Origin of the sequence: Amycolatopsis sp. NPDC051373, assembly GCF_040689465.1 — a bacterium.
In the GTDB taxonomy this organism is placed as follows: Bacteria; Actinomycetota; Actinomycetes; order Mycobacteriales; family Pseudonocardiaceae; genus Amycolatopsis.
The window spans coordinates 80,117-96,558 of record NZ_JBFBAE010000018.1 but is presented as its reverse complement, the minus strand read 5'-3'; the positions used below and the strand labels follow the sequence as shown (position 1 = coordinate 96,558).

Here is a 16,442-nt window from a genome sequence, read left to right as displayed (position 1 = left end):
GAGTCCGGCGCAGGCAGGACCGCAGCGTGGCCGGCGGCGTGCGCTTCGTGCGCGACGAGCTCGCCTGGCACCGGTCCCCCGTCCGCGGGCAGCGGGGTGAGCAGCGCGACCAGTTCGAGCGGGATGCCCGACACGCTCTCCGCGGCCATCGCCCGGGCCCGCTCCCGGGCTCCGCTCGCGACCTCGGCGCAGGCGGCGGTGGCGTAGCGCGGCACGTCGCCGAACCGGGAGTGCCAGAGCAGGTGGTCCCAGTGGGGATGGGTCGCGAACCCGGCGACCACCGGAACGCCGAGCCGCTCCACGTCGTCGGCGAGCTCGGCCAGATCGGCACCGCCGATGCCGGGATCGACCAGGACCAGCCCGTCGTCGGCGCGCACCACGGTGGCGTTGCTCCAGACCCACTCGCTCTGCCGCACCCAGACGCCGTCGGCCACCTGATTCAGCATCGGTCCACTGTGTCAGGTGTCCCCACCCGGCGCGAGGGGCGCCGGTGCGGCGAATGTCGAAGCGGCGCCGGCCGCCGGGGTGCAGACTTCCGGGGTGGACATGGCGGAGGTCGGTGCGCGGTTGGCGGGGCGGTTCGGTCCCGAGGTCGAGGATTGGCTCGCTGAGGTGCCGGCCCTGGCGGCGCGGCTGGCCTCCCGGTGGGGCCTCGTGCTCGGTGAGGCGTTCGCGAGTGGAGCCTCGTCTGTGGTCATGCGCTGTCGATGGCACGACGGGACCCGAGCGGTTCTCAAGCTCAGTCCGGATCGGGCGTTGTTGACCAAGCAGGTGGAGATGCTGCGCGTGTTCGCGCCCTCGGGCCGGGTGCCGGTCGTCTTGGCCACCGATGCCGACGCCGGGGTGATGGTGCTGGAGGAGATCGTCCCGGGCACCGAGGCCGAAGACCTGCCGCAGCCGGCTTTGCCGCGGCGGTGGGGTGAGTTGCTTGGCGCGCTGCACGCCGTGGCCCCGCCCGCGCACTGGCCGTGGGACCTGCGCGGTCGGTGTGACGAGGCCTTCGCCCGGATCGGCCGGAGGCTCTCCGACCCGGCCATCGGCGCACGGATCGATCAGGCCACGTGGCGGCGGGCGATGCGGCGCTGCGAGATGTTGCTGGCCACCCAGACCAAGCTCGTGCTGGTGCACGGCGATCTGCATCTCGGCAACGTCCTCGACGGCGGCCCGGCGCGGGGGCTGGTCGCGATCGACCCGAAGGCGTGCCTGGGCGATCCGTGTTTCGATGCCGTCGACTACGTGGTTGCCGGTGCCGGGCACGAGGGTGTCGCGGCCCGGTGCCGGCGGGTGGCGGCCGCGTGTGGGCTCGACGAAAACCGGCTGTACGCCTGGAGTCAGGTGATCGCGCCGATGGCAGCCATCGCGCGCCTCACCCATGGCGGGCCGGAGCCCGTGATCGAGGAACTGCTCGCCCTGACTCGGTGATCAAGCCGCGCTCACAGCCAGCCGCGGCGTTCCGCCAGACTGCCCGCCTGAAAGCGAGTCGACGCGCCCAGCTCAGTCATCAGACGCTGAAGCCGGCGGTACGTCGTCCGGGTGCTCCAGCCGTTCACGCGCGCGATGGCCGTGTCGGTGAGGCCCGCCATCATCATCGTGAGCAGGGCCCGGGTTTCGTCGTCCGGCCGGGGACCGCCACCAAAAGGACCGGGCGTCACCGCGGACGCGTCGAGCGGGGCGGCCTGGGCCCATTCGCCCTCGAAGAGGGCCTCGAGGGCGGTCAGGAGCGGGGAGCGGCGGACGAGGTAGGCGACCTGCAGGCCGCTGTGGCTGAGGTCGAACGGGATGAGGGCGTCCTGGTCGTCGCGGATGATGAGCTTGATGGGCAGGGTCCGCCGGGTCCGGGCTTCTTCGCCGCCGCGGACGGCGGGCAGGATGTCGGTTTCCAGCTTCTGGGGCCAGGCCACCGCGTCGAGGCTGTAGATCACGCGGTGCGCGACGCCGTCGTTCTGGTGGCGGGCGATCTGTGCCTGGGTGTTGCGGGCGGCGCCTTCGCCCCCGGGCGGCTCGTAGTACGGCGGCGTGTCGAACACGCGGACCTGGTGCAGCGCCTCGGATTCCAGGTGGGCGACGGCCGCGGCGATCGTTTCGCGGTCGGTGAGCTGCTCGATCACGAGCTCGGGGCTCGTACGGTGCGCACTGCGGTGGATCTCCGAGAGCGAGTGCACTTTCGCGCGCGCCGCGCTGAGTTCGCGCTCCCGCTGCTGCACGAGCTGGTTGATCGCGATGTCCGGCGGAGCGGCCAGGTACCGCGCCGGGCTGCCGCTGGCGGCCACCAGGTGCTTGTCGACGAGAGCGTCGAGCGTCCGTTGCACCGGGCCCGCCGGACCCGACAGGTGGTCGGCGAGCGCCGCGACCGTCGACCCGGGCAGGGCGACGAGCGCTTCATAGACCCGCTCCTCGTCGGCGGACAACCCCAGCACCGCGAGTTCCATGCGAATGTTCTACCCGAGTTGTCGGGATTGTGCCAGGTGGCAGTGAGCAGCCACTCGGGGATCTTGTGACGGGTTCCGGCGGCTGGCACTGTTCGGCCGTTCCGGTGTGGCAGTTGCGCTCGCCGGTCTGCCCCTGCGCAGAAAGGAAACCCCTCGTTGAGAACTTCACGCAAGCGTCGGGCCGTCGCGGCGGCCGCGTGCCTCGCGTCGTCGCTCAGCTCGATTCTGGTCGCCGGTCCGGCCTCGGCCGCTCCCGGCAGATCGTCGGGGCCCGCGGCCCCGCCAACCCACACCGTCACCCTGGTCACCGGCGATGTCGTCACGGTGAACACGACCGGCGACGCCGGTGACAGCGGGGGGACGATCTCGGTCAAGGGGCCGGACGGCGGCCCCTCCGACGCGCGGATCCTCGAGTCGGCAGGCGATGTGTACGTCTACCCGTCCTCGGCGATGTCCTACCTCGCCAAGGGGATCCTCGACCGGCGCCTCTTCGACGTCACGGACCTGATCGCCGCCGGCTACGACGACGCGCACCGCGCCGACCTGCCCCTGATCGTCTCCTACGCCAACGCTGCCCCGGGATTCCAGGCGAACACCGCGCCCCGCGGCTCGGCCCTGGTCCGGCCGCTGGCGAGCGTCGGCGGCGCCGCCGTCACCGAGAACCACGCGCAGGCGCGGGACTTCTGGACCGCGGTGACAGCAGGGGCGCCGTCGTCCTTCGCGGCGGCACCGGCCTTCGCGAACGGCATCAAGCAGATCTGGCTCGACGGCAAGGTCTACGCCGACCTGGCCGAATCGACCGCGCAGATCGGCGCGCCCGAGGTCTGGACCGGTGGTGACACCGGGCAGGGCGTCGACGTCGCGGTGCTCGACACGGGCGTGGACGAGGGCCACCCCGATCTGGCCGGACGCATCGTCGACACGCGCAGCTTCATCCCCGGTGAGGACGTCAAGGACCTCCACGGCCACGGCACCCACGTCGCCTCCACCATCGCCGGCACGGGCGCCGCGTCCGGCGGCACCGAGAAGGGTGTCGCCCCGGGCGCTCGCCTGCACATCGGCAAGGTGCTGGCGAACTCCGGCTCCGGCAGCGACTCCGAGATCCTCGCCGGCATGGAGTGGGCGGCGGTCGACGAGCACGCCAAGATCATCAACATGAGCCTGGGCACGCAGGAGCCCTCCGACGGCACGGATCCGATGTCGCAAGCGGTGAACCGGCTCAGCGCGCAAACCGGTGCTCTGTTCGTGATCGCCGCGGGCAACACCTCCGGCCCCGGCACTGTCAGCTCGCCCGGCGCCGCCGACGCGGCACTGACCGTGGGCGCGGTGGACGGCACCGACCACCTCGCCGAGTTCTCGAGCCAAGGCCCTCGCGTCGGCGACGGCGCGCTCAAGCCGGAGATCACCGCCCCCGGCGTCGACATCCTGGCCGCGCGGTCGCAGTACGCGTCCGAAGGCGAGGGTTTCTACCAAACGCTGAGCGGCACGTCGATGTCCACGCCGCACGTGGTCGGCAGCGCCGCGCTGCTCGCCGCGAAGCACCCCGAGCTCAGCGGCGCCCAGCTGAAGGACCTGCTGACCAGCACCGCGAAGCAGACTCCCGACTACACCGCGTTCCAGGCCGGCAGCGGCCGCGTGGACGTGGCTGCCGCCGCCCGCGCCGGGATCTTCGCTTCGGCCACCGCGTACGCCGGGCAGGACGGGTCCGGCCCGGTCAGCCGCCCGGTGACGTACACCAACTTCGGTGCCACGCCGGTGAACCTCGCCCTGTCGATCGCCGCGCCCGGCGTGCCGAAGGGCCTGTTCACGCTCTCGGCCGACCGGGTCACCGTGCCCGCGCACGGCACCGCCGCAGTCACCGTGACCATCGACCCGCACGCCGCGCCCGCGGCGTCCGAGGGCTTCACCGCCCAGATCCTGGCCACCGGTCCGGACGGCGCGCTCGCCGCGCACACCGCTGTCTCGCTCGGCGCGCTGACGCACCTGCTGACCATCAAGGTCAAGGACTCCGCCGGACAGCCGGCGTCCGCTTTCGTCATGGTGCTCCGGGCGGGCGATCCGAACCCGATCCCGGTGCCGGTCGACGGCAGCGTGAGCTTCTACACGCCGGACGACCAGTACTCGGCGCTCGGTTACCTGACCGTGCCCGGTGTCCACGGCCCGAATTCCCAGGGCGTGGCGCTGCTCGGCGATCCCGACTTCACGTTCGACGGGGACCGCACGATCACGCTCGACGCCGGACACGTCCGGGTGGTCGACGAGACCACCCCGCAGCCCGGCGTCCCCAGCTACCTGCGGCTCGAGTACTCGCGGATGCTCAACCAGGACGGCCGCTGGCACGACTTCGGTCTGGCCGCCACCGGCGTCGACAGCCTGTGGATCCAGCCGCAGGGCAAGGTGACGCACGGCGACTTCATCGTCGGCGCGCGGTGGCGCAAGGAACAGCCGGCGCTGACGGTTTCCGCGCGGGGCACCGACTACACCGACGTCCTGCGGCAGGGCGGCATCACCCCGCTGCCCGACGGAACTCGCAACCTGCCGCTCGTCTTCGCGGGTAATGGCGCGCCTTCGGACTACGCCGGCCTCGGCGCGCGCGGCAAGGCGGTGGTCGTCCGGCGCACCGCGTCGGCGACCCCGGCCGCGCTGGCCAAGGCGGCGGCCGACGCCGGCGCCAAGCTGCTGCTGGTCGCCAACGATCAGCCCGGTCGGCAGAACCTGTTCTTCGGCACGGACTCGCTGCACCCGAGCCCGATCGACGTCGGGCTCCTCAGCCCCGACGAAGGCAACAAGCTGATCGCCCAGGCGAGGCAGCGCAACGCGACGCTGCGCACGGAGTCGCACCCGGCGCCGGCGTACCTCTACGACCTCATGCACACGTGGCAGAACGACCTGCCCAAGGACATGGTCGTCCACGCGTCGGGCAAGAACCTCGCGCGCGTCGACGAGACGTTCGCCGGGTCCGTCCCGAACGGTGGCGGTGAGGAATGGCGGTACGACTTCCCGTCGTACTCGGAGTGGGGCATCGGAACCTACGTCGCGATGGCCGCCAGCGGCCACCGCACCGACTGGGTCACCACCGACGGCGCGAACCGGTGGGGCCACGAAGTCACCGACGGCGTGCTGGGCGAGTGGGGCGTCGCGCGGACGTACCGGCCCGGCACCGTGTCGAGCGACGACTGGTTCACGCCGATCCAGCGGCCGTACCTCAACAACAACTACCTCGGCCCGACGCGCACCGGCGACCAGATGCGGATCGACGTGCCGGGCTACGGCAACGCCGACCACGTCGGGGCCAGTTCCGACGCGCGCCAGACCGTCACCCTTTTCCAGGGCGACACCGAGCTGGGCAAGTCCGACAACGGGCTCATCATGTACCCCACCGCCCCCAGTTCCGGGCCGCGGCAGTACCGCCTGGTCGTGGCGAACGAGCGCGACGCGAACCCGTACTCGTCCTCGACCACGACGGCGTGGACGTTCACCTCGGCCGCCCCGAAGGTCTCCGGTGAACAGGACCTGTTGCCACTGCTGCAGATCCGCTACGACCTCGACCCGAACGCCGCCGGATCCGTGCCCCGCGACTCGAAGTTCGGCGTCACCGTCGAACAGCGCGCCCCGGTGTCCGTGGGTCTGACCCCGGTCTCGATCGCGGGCGGCGGCACCGTTGGCGCGCCCCGCGTCGAGGTCTCCTACGACGACGGCACCACCTGGACCCGCCTCTCCGATGACCACCGAGGCGACTACCGGCTGGACGCCCCGAAAAAGGCGCGGTTCGCCTCGCTGCGGGTGACCGCTTCCGATTCCGCGGGCAACTCCGTCACGCAGACGATCGTGCGGGCTTTCGGGCTTCGCTGATCGTTTCTTGCGGCCCGCCCCTGTCTCGGGGCGGGCCGCAAGAGCGCAGTCTCGCTCCCCTGCGCCTAGGCTCGGTGTTCGACGCCGGACCGAGCCGCGGAGGTACTCATGCCCCACACCGTCGACTTCGTCACCGTATCGACCGACGGCCTGGAGTCCTCGCCGGTCGCCGCCGCACTCGCCGGCCTGCGCGCGAACGAAGCCCGGTACTTCAAGAATAAATACGACCACCTCTTCACGGTCGAGCCCGCCGCCGACGCCGCGGCGACCATCGAGTGGGTCCACCGGATCCTTTCGGAGGAACGCGGCATCGTCATCGCCTCCCCTCCGTTGGAGGCCACCGCGTTCCAGGTCGAGAACATCCGGATGGCCTACGTCTTCTACGAAAACGGGCTGTCGATCAACGTCATGTACACGGTCAACGAGGCCGGCAAGCGGGCCGTCGGGTTCAAGCTGTCCGACGGGATGGAGGTGCCGGAGGAGCTCGGCGCGTTCAAGTTCGCTCGCCAGAAGTCGAAGCTGGCGGGAACGATCCGAGGGTCTTACTTCGTGATCAAGAACGAGTACTGACCCCGAGGTACGGCCGCACAACCTGGCGGGAGATTCCGACAGATGGGCGGACTAGCGTGGGAACCCCGTGTCACCGTCGGCCGCAGAGATCCTGTTCCCCACCCGCGCACGCGTAGTACTGAAATCCCACCATCGCGTTCCGAGCCTCCGGCGTCAGCAGGTAGTCCCGAAACGCCGCCGCCAGAGATCCCGACTCCAGCGGTCCCCGGCTGAACACGTACTCCACCGTCCAAAAGGGATAGCCGGCGCGGATGTCGTCGAGGGTGGCGTTGCGGCCGTCCAGGCTGATCTTCTTGACGGCGTTCGACTGGGCGACGTCGGAGACGTCCGCGTAGCCGATGGCGTCGCCGAGGGTGGCGATGCGGTCGATGAGGTCGCCGGTCGAACCTTGTTCGCAGATGATCGGGGACGAGGCCGCGGCGCCGGGGCGCAGGTCGCGGCAGGAGTCGGACGTGGCTTGGGCCTGGCCGACCGGGGCGGCAGGCGTGCCGAGGAGGTACTTCTCCAGCGTGCGGCGCGTGCCGGACGAGGTGGAGCGGCCCGCGACGCGGATTTCGCCGGTGTCGCGCGGGTTGCCGGTGATGTCGCTCCAGACACGGGCGCCGCCGGTGAAGATCTTGCGCACGTCCGCCACGGACAAGCTGTCGACGGGCACGTTTTTGCTCGCCACCAACGTGAACGGGACGATCGCGAGCTTCTGCGGCACGAACTGCGCGAAGTCGGGCTCGTCGAACTTGCCGTCGGACAGGGCGAGGTCGATGGTGCCGTCGTGCAGGCGCTGCAGGCCTTCCACGCTGCCGGGCGTGCCGACCTTCACGGCCGACCCCGGGCAATACGCCTCGTACGAGCCGGCCAGCTCCGTCGCGGCGCGGCCGAACGCGCTGGACCCCTCCACACTCAGCGAGCCGGCCTCGCACGCCACGCCCCGCGGCAGCTTGGTGAACGGCGCGACGTTGTTGAGCAGCAGCACCACTGCGAGCGCGCCGGCGCAGATCGCCGTGAGCCCGCCCCACGCGAGCGTGCCCGGGCCGACCTTTTCCTTGCCTTCGCGAGTGGTGATCCGGCCGTCGCGCAGGAGCCCTTCGACGGCGATCTGGTGCTTCTCCCCCGGCGTCGTACCGGAGAGCACGATCACGAGCTTGTACGAGGCTTCCCGTTCGAGCGGAACCTTCGGCAGCTGCACCCGATCTTCCTCGATCGTGAACCCGGGCAGCTTGCTGATCACCCGCTGCAGTTCGACGGGTTCGAACTCGGTGGCGTCGACGGAGATCACCTGCCGGCCCGGGAAGTGCAGGGCGAGCGGGGAAACGTAGTCCGCGGCCGTGATCGTCGAGCCGCCGGTGTTCTTCACCCGCACCACGACCACACCCGGGTCCGTCACGGCCGCGTGTTCGCCCTCCAGGCGCACGGTTTCGCCGATGTCGACGCCGAACGGCGCGTCGATCCGCACGCGGCACGACAGGATCTGGCGCCGGCGCACCCGCACGTAGCTGACGCTCGTGGCCAGCGCGGCCACCACCGCCGCGATCGAAAGGCCGAGGATGCCGTCACCACTGATCGCGGTCTCGGCAACCCATTGCCGCTCCGCGATCCCGAGCACGACGGCCACGAGCACCACCGCGGCCAGCACCACCCCGGCGGCGATGCGCGGCCCCCGGCGTGGCTTCGGCGCGGCGCGGTTGATCACCGCGTCGGTCAGTGGGCGGGCGCCCGGCGACGTCGAGGGGTCGGCCTGCTCCGCGCGGCTGATCCGCTCGACGGCCACCGACACCTGCTCTTCGACCCAGTCGGGATCGTCGGTCCGCTCCGGGTACGCCGTCTGGTACAGGCTCCTGGCGATCTCGTCGACGGTCTGCGGCGGCTGCGGGTCATTGGCGGGCATCGGTTTTCCCCTCCCCCTTCGCCGCGGTTTCCTCGCAAACCGGGCACTTTCCGGACATTCCGTCCAGGACGTAGGAGGCCTCCAGCACGGCCTGCCACATCGCCTGACGCGGCCCGTGGGTGCGATCGGACTCGGCGACGTTCAGGAACTTCTCGACGATGATCTCCCAGTGGTCCTGCGCGCGAGCCCAGTCTCCGTCGTGGCGCAGGGCGAACCGGATGCCGAAGTAGTGCGGCACCTCGAACCCGTGCCGGCGGTACTGCAGGCGGTCGAGCAGCGGGATGAGGGCGATGCGCCGGGCGTTCCCCCGGCCGCGCATCCGCCCGATGGTGCGGTTGTCCGTCACCTCGGTCACCACGTAACCCGCCACGGCGCCCGCGAAACCGGTCACCACGAGCCACCCGGAGAGTGACAACGGCAGGGCGAGCGCGGGGCTCGAGGTGTCCCACGGCGAGTCGATCTGCACGGTCACGTCGTAGGCGACCCGGCCCCCGATGACCAAGGCGTTGACCACGAACAGGCCCGCGAACGCGGCGAGGAAGTAGTAGCCCCGCACGCGCAGCCAGTACTGGATGCCCCTGAACCGGCCGACACCCCGGCGTCGGCGCCGCAGCAACGCCCGCAGCGACTCGCGCGGCGGCGGTGGATCGACCTTGGTCGTTTCGGTGATTTGCCTGGTCATGTGCCGCGCGGCCACGCTCGAACCGAGCGAGGCCCCCCTCCGCCACCCATGGCCGAAAATCTACCGGACAGTGGCGGTCAGTCAAAGAAGCGTGGCAGGAGGCTGCCACCCGGAAATACCGAGCAGGAATGGAGAAGCACTGGTCACGGGTGCGCACCTACCGTTCCAGCCATGACCTCAATCGACACGATCACCCTCGAAGTGACCGATCCCACCGCCGCCGAACGCTTCTACGCCGACGCCTTCGGACTCGGCTCCCGCCTGCGTCTGCGGGCTTCGCAGGAACCGTCCGAAGGCTTCCGCGGCTTCACGCTCTCGCTGACGGTTTCCCAGCCTGCCAACGTCGACGCCCTCATCTCGTCGGCTCTCGCAGCCGGCGCCACGACGCTCAAGGCCCCCGCGAAATCGATGTGGGGCTACGGCGGCGTCGTCCAGGCGCCCGACGGCGCGATCTGGAAGGTCGCGACGTCCGCCAAGAAGGACACCGGCCCGGCCGCGCGGGAGTTCGACGCCATCGTGCTCCTGCTCGGCGTCGACGACGTGGTGGCGAGCAAGAAGTTCTACGCCTCGCGCGGGTTGAGCGTGGGGAAGAGCTTCGGCCGCATGTACGTCGAGTTCGAGACGGGCCCGGTGAAGCTGGCCCTGTACCGCCGCCGCGCGCTGGCCAAAGACGCCGGCGTGGCCCCGGCGGGCACGGGTTCGCACCGGATCGCCGTGGTCGGCGGAGAGGACGCTTTCACGGACCCGGACGGTTTCGCGTGGGAAACCACCGCGTCGGCCGAGGTGTTGATGTGCCGCTACCGGTTGTACGCGATGGCCCGGCCGGGGTCTGCCGAGGAGGAAGACCCTTGAAGAGATCGGGCCGACGAACGCCACACGACGCACGAAACACCTGACGTCGAGACGCAGAACGTTGCCCTGGCGGGGAAATCGATGGACGGCGAACCCGCTGACTGACCACAATGGCCGGATGACACCCGTCGAGGTCGAGCTGCTTTCCCGCCAGGGCAACTACACCGTCCTCCGATTGCCCGGCCGGGCGTTCCCCGGAGTCCACATCGCGGGCGACTCGTTCTCCATCCTCGTGGCCGAACTCCGCGAGCTGGCCGCCGAATCGGAAGGGGTACCCGAAGCGCGCGAGCACGCCCAAGACCTGGCCGAGGAACTCGAAGGATCCTGGGCGCGTACGAGACAGCGATGGGCGAGCGCGGAATTCGCCCGGCGTACATCCCCGCGCGAACCACGGCTGACGGCGCGGCTCGAGATCGACGAAGCCGGCCACGTCCGAAACCCCGGGCCGGACAGTTTCACTTCACCAGCTCGTCGAACATCCCCGCCACGTACGACCCACCCGGGTTGCGCACGATCACGTTCATCCGGTTGGCCGCGTTGATCATCGACACCAGGCACACCAGCGCCGCGATCTGGTCGTCGTCGAAGTTCTTGCGGACGTGGGACCACGTTTCGTCCGAGACGCCCGCGGAGTCGGCCATGCGGGTGGCCTCCTCGGTCAACCCGAGGGCCGCGCGCTCGGCTTCGGTGAACACGGTGGACTCGCGCCACGCCGCCACCAACGCGAGGCGCACCGCGGTTTCGCCGGCGGCCGCGGCGTCCTTGACGTGCATGTCGACGCAGAAGCCGCAGCCGTTGAGCTGGCTGGCGCGGAGGTTGACCAGCTCCTGGGTGGCCTTGGGCAGGGCCGAGGATTCGAACAGGAGGCTCGCGGAGGCGAAGCGCTTGGCGAACTTCGTGGCGAACTCGTTCTCGAACAGGTTCATGCGGGTCATGGGGTCGTCCTCACTCGTGGTTTCGCGAACTGATGCCCACCAGATGCCGGCGGCCCCGTCGTTGTGACATGTCACGAAACACAGCCGGGCGGCGTCTCGTGGGGGAAGCTGTCGAAACCGAAGGGGGAAGCGCATGGCCGACCGCAGCACGGACCTGTTCCTCACGCACCGCAACCTGCTGTTCACCATCGCCTACGAGATGCTCGGCTCGGCCGCCGACGCGGAGGACGTGCTGCAGGAGACGTGGTTGCGGTGGGTGGACGTCGACTTCGACGCGGTGCAGAACCACCGCGCGTATCTGGTGCGCATCACCACGCGCCAGGCGCTGAGCCGCCTGCGGACGCTCGGGCGCCGCAAGGAGTCCTACGTCGGACCGTGGCTGCCGGAGCCGTTGCTGACCGCGCCGGACGTCGCCGAGGACGTGGAGCTGGCCGACAGCGTGTCGATGGCCATGTTGCTCGTGCTGGAGACGCTCACGCCGACCGAACGCGCGGTGTTCGTGCTGCGCGAGGTGTTCGACCTGGGCTACGGCGAGATCGCCGACGCCGTCGGCAAGAGCGGCGCCGCCGTGCGGCAGATCGCGCACCGCGCGCGGGAGCACGTGGCCGCCCGCCGGCCGCGCGGGCCGGTCTCGCCCACCGCCACGCGCGACGCCCTCGCCGCCTTCCAGCACGCCATCGAAACCGGCGACCTGCAGCACCTGCTCGACATCCTCTCCCCGGACGTCGTCTTCCTCGGCGACGGCGGCGGCGTCAAGCAGGCCGTGCTCAAGCCCGTCGTCGGCGCCGAACGCGTCGCGCGCATCCTGGGCGCCGGCCTGGGCCACCTCGCCACGGCCACCCGCGTGCCCGCGCAGGTCAACGGCTACCCCGCCCTCACCGTCCACTTCGACGGCGCCCTCGACACCGTCCTGGCCTTGCGCATCGACGACGGACTCGTCACCGGCATCTACGCGGTGCGCAACCCGGAGAAGCTGTCGCACATGGACAAGGAGCGGAGCTTGCAGCGATAGGCGAGGCCGGAATGTTCACCCGGCCACCGGCTTTTGTCGGTCCCCGCGGGTAAGTTCGATGACATGGCAACAATGGTGACGTTCCACGCCCACCCCGACGACGAGTGCATCGTGACCGGTGGCGTGATGCGCAAAGCGGCCGACGACGGGCACCGCGTGGTGCTGGTGGTCGCGACGCGCGGCGAGGTGGGCGAGGTGCCCGACGGGTTCCTAAGCGACGGCGAACAGCTGTGGGAGCGCCGCGTGCGCGAGACCCACGGGGCGGCCGAGGTGCTCGGCGTCAAGCGGGTGGAGTTCCTGGGCTACCGCGACTCGGGGATGATGGGCGAGCCGACCAACGACGCGCCGGGCGCGTTCTGGCGGGCGTCGATCGAGGAGGCGGCCCAGCGGCTCGCCGAGATCCTGCGTGAGGAAGACGCCGAAGTCCTCACGGTCTACGACGACTACGGCAACTACGGCCACCCCGACCACATCCAGGTCCACCGCGTCGGCATGCGCGCCGCCGAGCTGGCCGGCACGCCGCGCGTCTACCAGGCCACCTCGAACCGCGACCACATGCGCCGCGGGCTGGAGCTGGCCGTGGAGATGGGGGCGATGCCGCGCGAGGCGGTGCCGGACGTCGACGCGCAGGAGAAGCTCGGCAAGCCCGAGGCCGAGATCACGGCGGCGGTCGACGTCAAGCCGTACCTCGCCGCGAAGCGCGCCGCCATGCGGGCGCACCCGAGCCAGATCAGCGAGGAGTCATGGTTCCTCGCGATGCCCGACGAGGCGTTCGGCCACGCGTTCGGCATCGAGTGGTTCATCCGCGAGGGCCACGGTCCGGGGATCACGGAGACGGACCTGATGGCGGGCCTATGACACCGCGGCGGTGACGTCCAGCTCCACCGGCTGGCCCGGATAACCCAGGCACGTCACGCCCGGCAACGTGCTCGCGGTGCTGAACGCCGGCCCGATCGCCGAGCCGGTGAACCGGTCCCACACGGCGGAGAGCACGGCGCGATCGGCCGTGGCCTCGTGGATCACCGTGCGGACCACGTCGTCGGCGGTGGCGCCGGCGGCCGCGAGCGCGGTGGCGGTGTTGACGACGACCTGGTCCACCTGCGCGAGCACGTCTCCCTCGACCACGACGCCGTCCAGCCCGAGCGGGCACTGGCCGGCGAGGTGCACGGTCGTGCGGCCGGAGACCGTGGTCACGTGGTGGTAGCCGGGCGTCGCGTGCAGGGTGGGCGGGTTCTGTCGTTGAATGGTCACGGGCGGCATGGTGGGGCACCCACCGCGTGGCCGGCCAGTGGTTTTCGGGGCTCGGGAGGACAGATGCGCAGGACCGTGAGCTGGGCCGACGGCGCTGTCGTGATCATCGACCAGGTCGCGCTGCCCGGCGCGTACCGGACGCTGGAGCTGCGGACGGTCGACGAGCTCGTCGACGCGATCCAGCGGCTCGCCGTGCGGGGCGCCCCGGCCCTGGGTGCTGCGGGCGCGCTCGGCGTCGCGCTGGCGGCGTTCGCGGGTGGCTCGGACAGCACTGTGCGGGCCGAAGCCGAACGCCTGGCCAGCGCCCGCCCGACGGCCGTCAACCTCCGCTGGGGTGTCACCCGTGCCCTCGGCAAGCTCGACGACGGCCCCGAAGCCGTGCTCGCCGAGGCCTTGGCCACGCTCGACGAGGACGAACACCTCAACCGCGCCGCGTCGGGCCACGCGGCGGAAGTCGTGCTGCGCGAGACCACCCGCCGCCCGCTGCGGCTGCTGAGCCACTGCAACGCGGGCCACCTCGCCACCGTCGCGTGGGGCACGGCGCTCGGCGTCGTCTGGCACCTGCACGAGCGGGGTCTCGTCGAGTCCGTGCTGGTCGACGAGACCCGCCCCCTCTTGCAGGGCTCCCGCCTCACCGCGTGGGAACTCGCCCAGGCCGGCGTCCCCTACCGGGTCCAACCCGACGGCGCCGCCGCCCTCGCGATGTCCCGCGGCCTCGTCGACTGCGTCCTCGTGGGCGCCGATCGCATCGCCGCCAACGGCGACGTCGCCAACAAGATCGGCACCTACGGCCTCGCCATCGCCGCCGCCCACCACGGGGTGCCGTTCGTGGTCGTCGCCCCCGAGTCCACTGTGGACGCCTCGATCGCCACGGGCGCGGACATCGAGATCGAAGAGCGCCGGCTTTCGGAGCTCACGGAGTTCGGCGGCGTCCGCATCGCTCCCGAGGGCGCCGAGGTCTTCAACCCGGCCTTCGACGTGACGCCGGCCGCGCTCATCACGGCGGTGGTGACGGAAAACGGCGTCCGCGCGCCTCAGCCGACGCCGTAGACCGCGATGGTTCCCTTGGCCGCCACCACGATCCGGTCCGGGCCGAGCACGCGAAGGCCCTCCGCCCGCCTTGCCACGCGGACCCGGCCGAGGCGGGTGCCGTCGGGTGACCAGTGTTCGAGGTGGCCGGCGCGGTCGAGGGTCACGGTGATTTCCGTGCCCGGCAAGGCGAGTGAGCCGGCCAGTCGTTCGCCGCTCGTCGGGCGGGGGACCGACGGGCGCGTTCGCCGTGAACCGGAGTTCAGCGGCTGCCCGCTCACCAGGGCGTGGGACTCATCGATCACCTCGGAGACCGGCTCGGCATCGGCGTTCGGCACGTGGGTCCGCCAGGTCCGCGTGGGTTCGCCGGTGCCGGGGTGCAGCAGCTCGGCGCCGGCGCCGCGTGGTTCTCCGACAAGGAAGCCGCCGGCGAACCACGCGGGGAGCACGGTGACCCGGGAGCGGGTCCAGAGAAGCTCGCCGGTGGAGCGGGACAGGCCGCGCAGCGGGGTGTAGCCGCGCCAGCCGCCCACCAGCACGACCTCCGGTGACACCACGACGTGCCCCGAAAGCCAGCCGACGTCGTTGGTCCAGTGAGGAAGGCCGTCCGCCCACGAGAGGCAGAACAGGCGGCCGGGTTGCTGAGGCAGCGCGACCACGTCGGAGCCGTCCAGGACGACGGCTCGCGGCCACGTGCCGAGCGGCACGTCCCAGCGCACTGCGCCGTCGGAGCCGGAGAGACGGACGAGGCGAGTGGACCGTTCGTGCACCAGAACGTCACCGTCGGAGACGGCGATGTCCGCCGCCGCGGGTCGCTGGTGCAGTGGGCGTTCCCACCTCAACTCGAACACGTCCACATCGGACCAGCCCACCGGCCACCCGGCAAGGCAATTACCCCGCGAGCGACCGGTACAACTCCAGATGCGCCCGCGCGGCAGCGGACCACGTGTGGCGCTCAGCCAGAGCCACGCCCGCCGCGCGGTCTTCCGGCCCGGAATTCAGCGCGGCTTCGATCGAGGCCGCGAAGCCGTGCGGCGTGGCGGCGAACCGGGCCACCCCGCCGAAAACCTCGCGCAGCACCGGGAGATCACGCGCCACCAAAGGCACCCCCGCGGCCAAAGCCTCCATCGCCGCCAGACCGAAGCCCTCCTTCGTCGAGGGGAAGGCGAACACCGCGGCCGACCGGACCAGCGACGGCAGCGAGTCGTGCGCAACCGGCCCCAGCACCACCGGATCCACGCCCAGCGCGGCCGCCCGCTTGTCCCAGCGTTCGCGGTAGTCGCGGTAGTCGAAGAGCGTCTCGCCGCCCGCGATCACCAGGCGTACCGCGGGGTCGAGAAAAGCGACGGCCTCCAGCAGGTCCAAAGAACCCTTGCGCGGCTCGATTCCGCCGACCGCGAGCACATACCGGCCGAACCGCACTCGCCAATCCCCGTACGGCGCCGAAGAAAATCGCGCGGCATCAACGCCGTTGGGGATCACCGTGGCTTCGATCCCCCAGCCCGCGCGCACCTCCGCGGCCACCGACGCCGACACGCACACATGGGCGAACGGCCGCGTGATCGCCCGCTCGTGACACGCGGCCAGCTCCGGCGTGGTGAACGTGTCGAGGTGGTGCACCGTTCGCACGCAACGATCCACGGCGTTGGCCGAAATGCAGTCCTGCGCGTGCACGATGTCGTACTCACCGCGCGGAAAAGCCGTTCCCAAAACCGCGATCGAGCGCACGATCCGGGAACCCACCGACTCGCCCGGCACCTCGGGAAACGGCACCACCATCGTCGTCACCCGCGGATCCACCGGCCGGAAGAACCCGCTGTCACCGCCACGACCCAGGGTCCACACGGTCACGTCCTCGCCGAGCGCGGCCAGGGCCTCCGCCAGCGCCAGCGTGTGCACCACACCGCCGCGGGGTTTCGTCGAATAGCTCAGCAACGCGATGCGCAAC

The 16,442-nt window shown here is 71.0% G+C and carries 14 protein-coding genes and 1 pseudogene; 7 read left to right on the top strand and 8 right to left on the bottom strand.

Annotated features, from left to right (window positions below; all coding sequences use genetic code 11):
* Positions 1-53 precede the first annotated feature (53 nt).
* Positions 54-446: pseudogene (locus tag AB0383_RS30505) on the bottom strand (MBL fold metallo-hydrolase); the annotation flags it as partial.
* Between the two features lie 100 nt (positions 447-546).
* Between AB0383_RS30505 and AB0383_RS30500 the strand changes: the two are divergent.
* A complete protein-coding gene (locus AB0383_RS30500) occupies positions 547-1,422 on the top strand; it encodes an aminoglycoside phosphotransferase family protein (RefSeq protein ID WP_364178900.1) in 876 nt (291 codons plus the stop codon).
* A gap of 11 nt (positions 1,423-1,433) precedes the next feature.
* Here AB0383_RS30500 and AB0383_RS30495 read toward each other — a convergent pair whose 3' ends face one another.
* Complete coding sequence (locus AB0383_RS30495) at positions 1,434-2,429, bottom strand: helix-turn-helix domain-containing protein (RefSeq protein WP_364178673.1); 996 nt, start codon at positions 2,427-2,429, stop codon at positions 1,434-1,436.
* Between the two features lie 156 nt (positions 2,430-2,585).
* Between AB0383_RS30495 and AB0383_RS30490 the strand changes: the two genes are divergently transcribed.
* Together AB0383_RS30490 and AB0383_RS30485 are read left to right on the top strand one after the other, a co-directional pair.
* Positions 2,586-6,281 (top strand): S8 family serine peptidase, encoded by a 3,696-nt coding sequence (locus AB0383_RS30490; protein WP_364178670.1) that lies wholly within the window; start codon positions 2,586-2,588, stop codon positions 6,279-6,281.
* A gap of 108 nt (positions 6,282-6,389) precedes the next feature.
* Entirely contained in the window at positions 6,390-6,851 is a 462-nt protein-coding gene (locus tag AB0383_RS30485) for a phage tail protein (protein WP_364178667.1), read from the top strand.
* A gap of 70 nt (positions 6,852-6,921) precedes the next feature.
* Here AB0383_RS30485 and AB0383_RS30480 read toward each other — a convergent pair whose 3' ends face one another.
* Both AB0383_RS30480 and AB0383_RS30475 read right to left on the bottom strand, forming a co-directional pair.
* A complete protein-coding gene (locus AB0383_RS30480) occupies positions 6,922-8,733 on the bottom strand; it encodes a substrate-binding domain-containing protein (RefSeq protein ID WP_364178664.1) in 1,812 nt (603 codons plus the stop codon).
* A complete protein-coding gene (locus tag AB0383_RS30475) occupies positions 8,720-9,415 on the bottom strand; it encodes a DUF6313 family protein (protein ID WP_364178662.1) in 696 nt (231 codons plus the stop codon). Before AB0383_RS30475 ends, AB0383_RS30480 begins: the two co-directional genes overlap by 14 nt.
* A gap of 171 nt (positions 9,416-9,586) precedes the next feature.
* Between AB0383_RS30475 and AB0383_RS30470 the strand changes: the two genes are divergently transcribed.
* On the top strand, positions 9,587-10,267 hold the full coding sequence (locus AB0383_RS30470; protein WP_366189191.1) for a glyoxalase: 681 nt from the start codon (positions 9,587-9,589) through the stop codon (positions 10,265-10,267).
* 455 nt (positions 10,268-10,722) lie between these two features.
* On the opposite strand, the gene AB0383_RS30465 is transcribed toward AB0383_RS30470, so the two are convergent.
* On the bottom strand, positions 10,723-11,202 hold the full coding sequence (locus AB0383_RS30465; RefSeq protein WP_366189190.1) for a carboxymuconolactone decarboxylase family protein: 480 nt from the start codon (positions 11,200-11,202) through the stop codon (positions 10,723-10,725).
* Between the two features lie 133 nt (positions 11,203-11,335).
* On the opposite strand from AB0383_RS30465, the gene AB0383_RS30460 reads away from it, so the two are divergent.
* Both AB0383_RS30460 and AB0383_RS30455 read left to right on the top strand, forming a co-directional pair.
* Positions 11,336-12,214, top strand: coding sequence for an RNA polymerase sigma-70 factor (locus AB0383_RS30460; protein WP_366189189.1), 879 nt, complete (start codon positions 11,336-11,338; stop codon positions 12,212-12,214).
* Between the two features lie 63 nt (positions 12,215-12,277).
* The gene (locus AB0383_RS30455; protein ID WP_364178648.1) at positions 12,278-13,072 is read left to right on the top strand and encodes a PIG-L family deacetylase; all 795 of its coding nucleotides are present in this window, start codon (positions 12,278-12,280) and stop codon (positions 13,070-13,072) included.
* Here the strand turns inward: AB0383_RS30455 and AB0383_RS30450 are convergent.
* Positions 13,067-13,474 carry a RidA family protein gene (locus tag AB0383_RS30450; protein ID WP_366189188.1) on the bottom strand — a complete coding sequence of 136 codons (408 nt, stop codon included), beginning with the start codon at positions 13,472-13,474 and terminating at the stop codon, positions 13,067-13,069. The genes AB0383_RS30455 and AB0383_RS30450 overlap by 6 nt on opposite strands.
* A 54-nt stretch (positions 13,475-13,528) precedes the next feature.
* Here AB0383_RS30450 and mtnA point away from each other — a divergent pair, with 54 nt between their 5' ends.
* Positions 13,529-14,515 carry an S-methyl-5-thioribose-1-phosphate isomerase gene (gene mtnA / locus AB0383_RS30445; protein WP_366189187.1) on the top strand — a complete coding sequence of 329 codons (987 nt, stop codon included), beginning with the start codon at positions 13,529-13,531 and terminating at the stop codon, positions 14,513-14,515.
* Here mtnA and AB0383_RS30440 read toward each other — a convergent pair.
* Entirely contained in the window at positions 14,500-15,345 is an 846-nt protein-coding gene (locus AB0383_RS30440) for a hypothetical protein (RefSeq protein WP_366189186.1), read from the bottom strand. The genes mtnA and AB0383_RS30440 overlap by 16 nt on opposite strands.
* A 40-nt stretch (positions 15,346-15,385) precedes the next feature.
* Positions 15,386-16,441: an MSMEG_0565 family glycosyltransferase gene (locus tag AB0383_RS30435; RefSeq protein ID WP_364178636.1), complete on the bottom strand. Its 1,056-nt coding sequence runs from the start codon at positions 16,439-16,441 to the stop codon at positions 15,386-15,388.
* Position 16,442: the final 1 nt, after the last annotated feature.